Origin of the sequence: Bradyrhizobium genomosp. III (genome assembly GCF_000261705.1) — a bacterium.
GTDB classification, from domain to species: Bacteria; Pseudomonadota; Alphaproteobacteria; order Rhizobiales; family Xanthobacteraceae; genus Bradyrhizobium; species Bradyrhizobium ottawaense.
Genome location: NZ_AJQF01000050.1, coordinates 1 through 8782, shown reverse-complemented (window position 1 = coordinate 8782; position 8782 = coordinate 1). Strand labels below are relative to the sequence as shown.

Here is an 8782-nt window from a genome sequence, read left to right as displayed (position 1 = left end):
CGGCGGCCGCATCTCGGAAGTGAAACTCCATGGCGGCAAGGCGCTCAGCGCCAGCCACCGCTACAAGGTCGCAGGCTGGGCTTCGGTCAACGGCCAGCAAGGCGCGCCGGTGTGGGACGTCGTCGGCAAATATCTGCGCTCGGGCCGGATGTTTCAGGAGCGGCTCGGCTCCGGCGTGACGCTGAGAGGCGTCGAGGACAATCCGGGCATTGCGGGACAAGGATGATGCGGTCGCAACTGTTTCGCGCGATGCTGCTGACGCTGCTGGCCTGGGCGGCGGTGCCGCCAGCATTTGCGCAGCAGGTGCCGCTTCAGGACAAGCCGTTCGCAGAGCACAGGATCGTGCTGCAGCTTTCCGACGGTGATGCAAGGAAGCAGGCGCTGGTGCTCAGCGTCGCCAACAATCTCTTGAAGGCGTACGACCCCGACAAGATCGCGATCGAGGTCGTCGCGTTCGGCCCTGGCGTCGATCTCCTGTTGTCCGGCAGCGAGCGTCGCAAGCAGGTCGAGAGCCTGATCGCGCAGGGCGTGCGCTTCGACATCTGTCTCAACACGGTGGATACGATCGAGCGCGAGACGGGCAAGCGGCCGGAATTCATTCCCGCGGCGACACCGGTGCAGGTCGGGGTCGGGCAGATCCTGTTTCTGACGGAGAACGGGTACACGCTGGTGAGGCCGTAGCGTCTTCCGCAACACCCTCCCTCGTCGTCCCGGCGAAGGCCGGGACCCATACCGCGTGATCTATCGGTAGGGGCTGGTAGGAGTACCGAACGACTGATCTGCCCTAAACTGCTCCGTGTGGTTATGGGTCCCGGCCTTCGCCGGGACGACAGCGAGTTATGCAAAATAATATTCCATATTCCCCTCCCAACACAGTGACTTGCTTCTCTTTTCGACCCGTGGCGTAGTAGAATTTGCAATCAGTTCCACGCCGGGTCTCTTGCCATGATCTTCCGCCAGCTCTTCGACAGCATTTCGGGCACTTACAGCTATGTGCTTGCCAGCCGCCCCGGCGGCGAGGCTCTGATCCTCGATCCCGTGCTTGAGAAAGTCGATCGCTACTGCCAATTGCTGCGCGAGCTCGACCTCAAGCTGGTCAAGGCGGTCGACACCCATCTGCATGCCGACCACGTCACCGGCCTCGGCGAGCTGCGCGACCGCACCCATTGCATGACCGTGATGGGCGACCAGACCAAGGCCGACGTTGTGGCGATGCGGGTCGCCGACGGCGACAAGGTGACGATCGAGGGCCTGTCGCTCGACGTGATGTACACGCCCGGCCACACCGACGATTCCTATTCCTACCTGATGGGCGACCGCGTCTTCACCGGCGACACGCTGCTGATCCGCGGCACCGGCCGCACCGATTTCCAGAACGGCTCCTCGCGCGCCCAGTACGATTCGATCTTCAACCGGCTGCTCAAGCTGCCGGACGAGACGATGGTGTTTCCGGCGCACGACTACAAGGGCGACACCGTCTCCACCATCGGCGAGGAGAAGCGCTACAACCCGCGGCTCCAGGTGCGCTCGGTCGACGAATATATCGAGCTGATGGCCAACCTGAAGCTGCCCAATCCGAAGATGATGGACGTGGCGGTGCCCGCCAACATGCATGTCGGCCTGCATCAGGAGGAGCTGGAGAAGGAAGGCCGCGCGCTCAGCGCGGTCGAGGCGATCCGCATTCTCGGCCGGCCCGACATGCTGCTGGTCGATCTGCGCGAGACCAACGAGCGGATGAAGCACGGCATGCTCGAAGGCGCGCTGCATACGCCCTATCCGTCCGTCGAGGAGAGCCTCAAGCCCGGCGGCATGCTGCGCGAGGTCGCCGCCGCCACCGGCCGCCGCATCGTGTTCTTCTGCGCCTTCGGCGAGCGCTCGGCGATGGCGGTGGCCGCCGCCAAGGCGGCCGGCCTTTCCAACACCGCCCATATCGCCGGCGGCGTGGATGCCTGGAAGAAGGCGGGCGGGCCGCTCGTGCACTGACGGCCCTGCTTGCGATAGGTCAGAAACTACACATATGTTCCGGATAGGATCGGATGCAGCATCACCATCCGGGAACAGCCATGGCCAAGATCGGCAAGCCAAGCGAGCCGCCCAAAATCGCTGACAAAAAGCGGGCGGAAGACAAGATGAAGATACCCCCGCCTCCGCTCGATGACGATGACTACGAGGACGGCGACATCGCGACGCCCAAGCGTGACCGCTACGGTCCGGATGACGAGTCGTTTTGAGGGGGGCTATGGCCCCACTCTCCGCCGTCGTCCCTGCGAACGCAGGGACCCATAACCCCAGGGAGAAGTTGGCGGGGGATCGCCGTCCGGTACTGCGACCTGTTACAATCGAGATATCACGCGGTATGGGTCCCTGCGTTCGCAGGGACGACGACGTGGAGGCGCCCCAACGCCCCTCACTTCCCCCACCCGCACTACCTGCCATGCGCCTGCGTTCATGGACAAATAACCGCTCTCCCCGATAGTTTGCGCGCCTTCCAGGGAGTGAAACCGGAATTGCAATGGTCGACGTTCTCGCCGCACCGCAGCAAGGCAAGGCGGACAGCGCGCTACGCACGCTGACCGGAATCTCGATCGCGCATTGGGTCAGCCATTTCCACCTGCTGGTCCTGCCGATGCTGTTCCCGTTCCTCAAGGCTCAGCTCGGCGTCGGCTATATCGAGCTCGGCTTCGCGCTCACCGTGTTCGCGGTGGTGTCCGGATTGACGCAGGCGCCGACCGGCTATCTCGTCGACCATTTTGGCGCGCGACGAATTCTGCTGGCCGGCCTCACGCTCGGCGGCTTCGCGCTGATCCTGCTCGGTCTGCACCTCAGCTACGCCTCGCTGATCGCCTGCGCCGTGCTGCTGGGTCTCGCCAATAGCGTCTATCACCCCGCCGACTACGCGATCCTGGCCGAGCACATGGACGAGGCACGGATGGGCCGCGCCTTTTCGATCCACACCTTTGCCGGGTTTCTTGGCGGCGCGGTGGCGCCGGCAATCGTGGCTGCACTCGTCACCCTGTCGGGCGGCGTCGGCGCGCTGATCGCCTCGGGTGCGATCGGCATTGCGGTGGCGTTGCTGCTGCTCGTCATGAACATTCCCGACGCCGGCGCCAGCAAGAAGAAGCCAGGCGCGGAGAACGCGCCGAAGCAGGCTGTCATCACGCCGGCGCTGATCGTGCTGACCGCGCTGTTCATGCTGCTCAGCCTGTCGGTCGCCGGTATCAACAATTTCGGCGTCGTCGCGCTGATGAGCGGCTATGGCACGTCCTACTCGGCCGCCAACGTCATGCTGACGGCATTCCTCGGCGCCAGCGCCGCCGGCGTGCTGGCCGGCGGTTTCCTTGCCGATCACACCGAACGCCATGGCTATGTCGCAGCGGCCTGCTTCGCCGTGAACGCGGCAATCGTGCTGCTGATCGCGCTCGTGACGCTGCCCGGCTGGGCGCTGACTGCCGCGATGACGGCGGCGGGCTTTCTGTCCGGCGTGATCGCCCCCTCGCGCGACAAGCTGGTGCGCAATGCGGCTCCTCCCGGCGCTGCGGGGCGCGCCTTCGGCATCGTCTCCACCGGCTTCAATCTCGGCGGCATCATCAGCCCGCTGCTGTTCGGCTGGATCATGGACCAGAGTGCGCCACACTGGGTGTTCGGCGCGTCGGTGGTGTTCATGGTGGCGACGGTGGCGCTGTCCCCGTTCACGGAGCGGAAGCGACAAGCCGGTTCTTGAGGAGCGAGAGCGGCTGCCACAGATTCAATCGTCGTCCCCGCCTAGTGCGCAATTGCGCACGGGGGGCGGGGACCCATAACCCCAGGGAGCGGTTGTGGAGCGAAGCTGCCAACTACGCGTCTTCGCCAAACTCCTCCCTGTGGCTATGGGTCCCGGATCTGCGCTGCGCTTGTCCGGGACGAAAGAAGACTTAGAAAAACAAAAACGGGAAGAAACACATGAGCACCCCTGATCTCGTCATCCGCGGCGGCACCGTTGCGGATGGAAACGGCGGCGAACTGTTCGAGGCCGACGTCGCCATCACCGGCGGCAGGATCAGCGAGGTCGGCAAGGTCTCTGGCAAAGGCGCCGAGGAAATCGACGCACGCGGAAAGCTGGTGACGCCGGGTTTCGTCGACGTGCACACCCATTACGACGGCCAGGTCACCTGGAGCCAGGACATCACGCCGTCGTCGCAGAACGGCGTCACCACGGCGATCATGGGCAATTGCGGCGTCGGCTTCGCGCCGTGCAAGCCCGCCGACCACACCCGCCTGATCCAGCTGATGGAAGGCGTCGAGGACATTCCCGAGCCCGTCCTGAGCGCCGGCATTCCCTGGGCCTGGGAGAGCTTTCCGGACTACATGAACTGGCTCTCCAAGCGCGATTTCGACATCGATGTCGGTGCGCAGCTGCCGCATGCGGCGCTACGGGTCTATGTCATGGGCGAGCGCGGAGCACGCCGCGACCCCTCGACCACCGAAGACAATGCCGCAATGGCCAAGCTCGCGGGCGAGGCGGTTCGCTCCGGCGCGCTCGGCTTCTCGACCTCGCGCACGCTCAACCACCGCACCTCCACCGGCGACTTCACGCCGACGCTAAAGGCCGGCGAAGACGAGCTCACCGCGATCGCCGGGGCGATGCACAGCCAGGGCCGCAGCGTGCTGCAATTCGTGCTCGATCTCTCCACCATCCACGAAGACTTGCCGATGATGTTGCGGGTCGCCGACACGACGAAGTGTCCGATCTCGTTCTCGATCACGCAGAACGACAGATCGCCAAACCGCTGGCGCCAGACGCTGGACGAGATCAATGCGGCGGCGAAGCGCGGCCTCTCCATCACCGCGCAGATCGCGGCGCGCCCGGTCGGCCTGCTGCTCGGGCTCGAGCTGTCGCGCAATCCGTTCCAGACCCATCCTAGCTACAAGGCGATCGCGCATCTTCCCTTGAAGGAGCGGCTGGCGCGGCTGCACCAGGCCGACGTGCGCAAGGCAATCCTGAGCGAGACGGCAACCGCCACCGACGATCCGCTGTTCTTCCGGCCCAACTACGACAAGATGTTTTTGCTCGGCGATCCCCCCGATTACGAGCAGCCGCCGGAGAACGCGCTGGGGCCGCAGGCGCGCAAGCAGGGCCGTCAGCCGGAAGAGCTCGCCTATGACGCGATGCTGTCGGACCAGGGCCGCGGCATGCTCTACGTGCCGTTCCTCAACTATGCCGACGGCAATCTCGATGCGACGCGCGAGATGCTGATCGACCCGCAATCGGTGCCGGGCCTGTCCGACGGCGGCGCGCATTGCGGCATCATCTGCGATGCCAGCTTCCCGACCTATCTGCTGACGCATTGGACGCGCGACCGCACGCGCGGCGAGAAGCTGTCGATCCCGTTCGTGGTCGCAGCGCAGTCGCGCAAGACCGCACTCTCGGTCGGCCTCACCGATCGCGGCCTGATTGCGCCCGGCTACAAGGCCGACGTCAACGTGATCGACTATGACCGTCTGCACCTGCATCCGCCGAAGGTGCATTACGATCTGCCGGTCGGCGGGCGGCGGCTGTTGCAGGACGTCGACGGCTACGAGGCGACGATCGTCTCAGGCGTGGTGACGCGGCGGCATGGCGAGGCCACGGGCCGCCGGCCGGGGAAGCTGATCCGCGGGGCGCAGGGGGTGAATTAGCAGCTGATGGTGAGTGAGGCGCGAAGTCCGCGCCTCATTCTCAGTGTCGTCCCTGCGAACGCAGGGACCCATAACCACAGGGAGCGGTTATGGGGCTAAACTGATAACTCCGAGTCGTCGCCAAACCCCTCCCTGTGGTTATGGATCCCGGATCTGCGCTTCGCTTGTCCGGGACGACAGTTGGGGTTGTGGCCGGCGGCCCCTATCTAACCCTCGCCCGCCCCCCTTACGTCGGCGACACGGCACCCTTCAGCGCGCTGGCCTGTACCGCAGCACCACGCACTAACCTGGCCTTTTCCGAGTTCGGCCACAGCAGCAGCAGGCCGAGCAGGCCGGAGCCGACCATGATCACGGCGTTGATGGTGAAGCCGGCCATGTAGCCATCGACCGTGCTGCCGGCACGCTGGATCATCGCCCCCATCACGGCCGGCGCAATGATGCCGGCCAGCGTGTAGAGCGCACCATAGATCGCGAGGATCGCGCCGCGCTGCGACGTCGGCGTGAATTCGCCGAGCATCGGCGGGCAGACCACATAGATCGCCCCGCACAGGCCAGAGCCGACCACGAGCAGCGCGATCTGCAAGCCCGCGCCCTGAACATGCGGCATCATCGCCAGAATCAGCCCGCCGATGACCAGCGGCACCGAGCCGAGCACGCCGCGAGCCACGCGGGTGTTGTAGCCGCGCGCCATCATCACCTGCGAGATCCACCCGGTAAGAATGACGATGGTGGCACCGAACACCCAGGGCAGGATCGAGATGAAGCCGGCCTGGCTCTGCGAGAAGCCGAGCCCCTTGACGATGAACGGCGTGAACCAGGTCAGGCCGAGCGAGAGTGCCCAATAAGCACCGAAAGTCGCCGCGACGCAGCCGATGAAGGTGCGAGAGGTGAGAAGCTGCAAGTAAGGGATCTTCTGCTCGGTCGCGGCCAGGACCTGCGTGTCCTCCAGCGGGCCTTCCTTGCCGAGCGCGAGCCAGGCACAAACCCAGATCAGGCCGACCACGCCGAGCGCGCCGAAGGCATAGTGCCAGGAATGATTGACGATGACCCAGTTCAGCGCCGGCACCGCCAGGATCACGCCGAAGGCCGAGCCCTGCGACAGGATCGCGGTCGGCAGCGTGCGCTTCTCGTCGGGGAACCATTTGTAGATCGCGTGCGCGGCGACGGAGAAGGCCGGGCCCTCGCCGGCACCCAGCACGATGCGGCAGATCAGCAGCGTAGTGAAGGAGACGGTGCCGACCATCGGAAACTGCGCCAGCGCCCAGATCACTGCGAGCACGAGCAGCACCCAGCGTGTCGGCACCTTGTTGACGATGAAGCCGACCACAATGGCGGCGATCGAGAACAGGAAGAAGAACGAGGAGCCGAGCAGGCCGAACTGCTCCGGGGTGAGCTTCAGATCGGTCATGATCGGCACGCCGGCGAGACCGACGACGATCTTGTCGGCGAAGTTCACGACCATGAAGAGGAAGAGGAGAAAGGTGACGGTCCAGGCGCCCTTCGGCGTTCCCTTGGTCCCGATCGTCTTGCCGACCACCTCCGTCGTTCCCTCAACGCTCATGATTCTCCCCCGTCGATGTCTTTTGGCACTTTTTTGATTTGGCTGTCTTGGGAGCTAACAACGGCTTCGAGACCAACGCAACCCGGCAATTCCGCAGCAAGTGTGCTACGCAGCAATTCCGCTAATTCCGCCCGGCGCCATTCATCGTGTTGAGCATCCGAAATCTCTCCAAGACTTTCTCCTCGGCCGGCGAACCGGTCCATGTGCTGCGTGGCGTCGATCTCGACCTTAAGGAGGGTGAACGCGTCGCGCTGACCGGCGAGTCCGGCAGCGGCAAGAGCACATTGTTGCACCTGATCGCGGGACTCGATGCCGCCGATGGCGGCACGATCCGGCTGCAAGGCACCGAAGTCACCGCGCTGTCCGATGCAGGGCGCGCCAGCTTGCGGCGCGACCGGATCGGCCTGGTTTTTCAGCAATTCAACCTGATCCCGAGCCTGTCGGTCGGGGACAATCTGGTTTTCCAGGCGCGGATCGCCGACCGTCACGATGCAGCCTGGACCAAGGAGCTGGTCGAACGGCTCGGCCTCGGCCCTCTCCTGAAGCGCTATCCCGAGCAATTGTCCGGCGGCCAGCAGCAGCGGGTCGCGATCGGCCGGGCACTGGCGACAAAGCCCTCGCTGCTGTTGGCGGACGAGCCGACCGGCAATCTCGACGAGGCCACGGCCGAAAACGTGCTGGCGCTGACGCGCGACCTCGTCGCGCGCACCGGCTGCGGCTTCCTGATGGTGACCCATAGCCTGCATCTGGCCGGCACGCTCGACCGCCACCTCACCCTGCATGCGGGGCGGATCGCATGAGACGCGCGCTCTGGGTGCTCGCAGTGCTGCTCAGCCATTGGCGGCGTCACAAGATGCAGTTCGCGACGCTGCTGGTCGGGTTGATCGCGGCGACCGCGCTGTGGAGCGGCGTGCAGGCCATCAACCAGCAGGCCCGCAATGCCTATGACCGCGCCGCGGCGACGTTCGGCGGCGCCCGCACCGCCATGCTGATCGCGCCTGCTGGCGCGACATTTCCCCAGGAGCTGTTCATCAAACTCCGCCGTGCCGGCTGGCCGGTGTCGCCGGCGCTGGAGGGGCGGGTCCAGATCAACGGACGCTCGGTGCGGCTGCTCGGGATCGAGCCGGTCACCCTGCCGGTCGAAATCGGCAACGCACCGCGTCTCGGTGCTGCGGATCTAGGCAGTTTTGTTGCACCGCCGGGCCAGACATTGGTGGCGCGGGAGACGCTGAGCGACTTGCAGGAAACGGAAGGCGCGGCGCCACCGATCAGCAACGGCGCGACATTGCCGCCGCTGCGCGTGTTGCCGCAGCTCGCGCCCGGCGTGCTGGTGGTCGATATCGGCGTGGCGCAGCGTCTGCTGAACAAGCCGGATCAGGTCTCGCGGCTTCTGATCGGCAAGCCCAGGAGCAAGCCTGCGCCGCTGGCAAGCGTGGTCGGCGACCGGCTGCAGCTGGTTGAGCCGAACGCGGAGACCGAGCTGGAGCGCCTCACCGACAGCTTTCATCTCAACCTCACGGCGTTCGGCCTGTTGTCGTTCTTCGTCGGCCTGTTCATCGTCAACTC

At 65.3% G+C, this 8782-nt stretch carries 7 protein-coding genes and 2 pseudogenes; 8 read left to right on the top strand and 1 reads right to left on the bottom strand.

Annotation, left to right across the window (positions count from 1 at the left end; genetic code table 11):
* The 6 genes and pseudogenes from IC66_RS0104845 to IC66_RS0104820 all read left to right on the top strand — a co-directional run.
* Positions 1–226: pseudogene (locus IC66_RS0104845) on the top strand (thiosulfohydrolase SoxB); the annotation flags it as partial.
* Positions 223–681 (top strand): DsrE family protein, encoded by a 459-nt coding sequence (locus IC66_RS0104840; RefSeq protein WP_038946845.1) that lies wholly within the window; start codon positions 223–225, stop codon positions 679–681. The pseudogene IC66_RS0104845 and the gene IC66_RS0104840, both read left to right, overlap by 4 nt.
* Positions 682–945: 264 nt before the next feature.
* Positions 946–1983, top strand: a complete 1038-nt coding sequence (locus IC66_RS0104835) for an MBL fold metallo-hydrolase (protein ID WP_038946844.1) — start codon at positions 946–948, stop codon at positions 1981–1983.
* An 80-nt stretch (positions 1984–2063) separates the two neighbouring features.
* On the top strand, positions 2064–2231 hold the full coding sequence (locus IC66_RS47590) for a hypothetical protein (protein WP_193375302.1): 168 nt from the start codon (positions 2064–2066) through the stop codon (positions 2229–2231).
* A gap of 281 nt (positions 2232–2512) precedes the next feature.
* Positions 2513–3721 carry an MFS transporter gene (locus tag IC66_RS0104825; protein WP_038946843.1) on the top strand — a complete coding sequence of 403 codons (1209 nt, stop codon included), beginning with the start codon at positions 2513–2515 and terminating at the stop codon, positions 3719–3721.
* 218 nt (positions 3722–3939) lie between these two features.
* On the top strand, positions 3940–5655 hold the full coding sequence (locus IC66_RS0104820; RefSeq protein WP_028139700.1) for an N-acyl-D-amino-acid deacylase family protein: 1716 nt from the start codon (positions 3940–3942) through the stop codon (positions 5653–5655).
* 226 nt (positions 5656–5881) lie between these two features.
* Here IC66_RS0104820 and IC66_RS0104815 read toward each other — a convergent pair whose 3' ends face one another.
* The gene (locus tag IC66_RS0104815; RefSeq protein ID WP_038946842.1) at positions 5882–7216 is read right to left on the bottom strand and encodes an MFS transporter; all 1335 of its coding nucleotides are present in this window, start codon (positions 7214–7216) and stop codon (positions 5882–5884) included.
* Between the two features lie 146 nt (positions 7217–7362).
* Here IC66_RS0104815 and IC66_RS0104810 point away from each other — a divergent pair, with 146 nt between their 5' ends.
* Positions 7363–8016 (top strand): ABC transporter ATP-binding protein, encoded by a 654-nt coding sequence (locus IC66_RS0104810; RefSeq protein ID WP_038946841.1) that lies wholly within the window; start codon positions 7363–7365, stop codon positions 8014–8016.
* Positions 8013–8782, top strand: a pseudogene (locus tag IC66_RS0104805) (ABC transporter permease); the annotation flags it as partial. The gene IC66_RS0104810 and the pseudogene IC66_RS0104805, both read left to right, overlap by 4 nt.